Here is a 1,547-nt window from a genome sequence, read left to right as displayed (position 1 = left end):
GGCTGGGCGGTGGGCCGGGCACGCCACCGGCCCCGCCGGACCGGCGTCGTTGGCCGCGCTTTCCACCGTGGACCCGACCGCACTGACCGGCCCCGAACTGATCGACGCGATCCTGGCCGCGGAGAAGGCCATGTCCCTGCTGGCCGCGGTGCAGATGCGGTTGATGGCCGCGTTCGCGGTGCCCTACGTCGCCGGCGACCCGACGCGGCTGGCCGCCCGGCTCGCGAAGAAGAACCGCTGCGCCGACACCGACCTGGACGACGCCAGCACCCAGGCGTACATCGAGGAGGCCGCGACCTCCCTGGCCGCCGCCGAAGTCGCCGCCGCCCTGCGGATCGCCCCGGTCACCGGCGGTATCCGGGTCCGCGCCGCCGACACCATGACCACCGTGCTCGCCCCCACCCTGCACGCCCTGCAAACCGGTGTCCTGGACCGCGGCAAAGCCCGGGTCATCGCCGAACACTGCGAACCACTCACCCCCGCCCACACCACCGCCGTCCAACAACTGGTGCTGCCCACCGCCGGCGCCCTGAGCACCAGCGAACTACGCGAACTCACCGGCCTGGCGGTGATCACCGTCGACCCCGACGGCGCCCAAGACCGCCACGACCACGCCGCCGCCCGCCGCGACCTGGCCATGACCGCCCACCCCGACGCCATGGCCACCCTCAAAGCGTTCCTACCCGCCGACGCCGCCGTGAAAATCTTCCAAATCAGCGACCTGCTCGCCACCGGCACCGCCGGCACCATCGGCGACAACCGCGGCATCGGCGCCCGCCGCATCGACGCCCTGGTCGACATCGCCGACCAACTCCTCACCCACGGCCACCTCGACCTCACCCACTACCTCAGCACCCCCCTGCCCGACCACGGCCAACCCTGCCCACGCACCAACAACAGCACCAGCACCGGTCACCGCGCCAACACCACCGGCGGCACCGGCACCGCCCAGACCGGACCCGCCGGCGGACTCGGCAACGGCGAGGGCAATCGGGACGACGCCGACCCGAGCATCAGCACCACCGGTTCGACCGGGTTCACCGACGACATCAGCAACGCACCTTCCGAGGCCGCAGCAAACGGGGCCGCGGCGAACAACGGAACACCCGGTCCGGCAAGGAACAACGGCCCGCGCGTGCCCGCACCGACAGAGACTTCAGGTCGCAGCTTCACCCGGCAAGGCCGCCGACCCCACCTCACGGTCACCATCGCCCTGAGCACCCTGGCCGGGCACGACCAACACCCCGGCAGCCTCGCCGGATACGGCGCCATCCCCGCCGGCCTGGCCCGCAGCATCGCCGCCTCCGCCGCCACCATCACCGCGATCAGCACCGACCCGACCACCGGAGCCGCCCGCACAGCCGGCCACCTCACCTACCGACCCCGCCAAGACCTCCGCGACCAGACTGCCGCGATCAACACCACCTGCCAATTCCCGTCCTGCCGACAACCCGCCTGGCGCTGCGACATCGACCACCGCGACCCCTTCGACCACAATCGATTCGTGCTCGATGAACCGGGCGCTTAATAGCTTAATCACCGACTGC

Annotated in this window: 1 protein-coding gene; it reads left to right on the top strand. The window is 71.6% G+C overall.

The genetic code is table 11. From position 1 onward, the window contains the following. On the top strand, window positions 1–1,528 hold a 1,528-nt coding region (locus tag ACVBEQ_RS28030; protein ID WP_447156726.1), incomplete at its 5' end, for a DUF222 domain-containing protein. Window positions 1,529–1,547 lie beyond the last annotated feature (19 nt).

Source organism: Nakamurella sp. GG22, from assembly GCF_052976845.2.
This window is presented reverse-complemented; position numbering and strand designations above follow the sequence as displayed.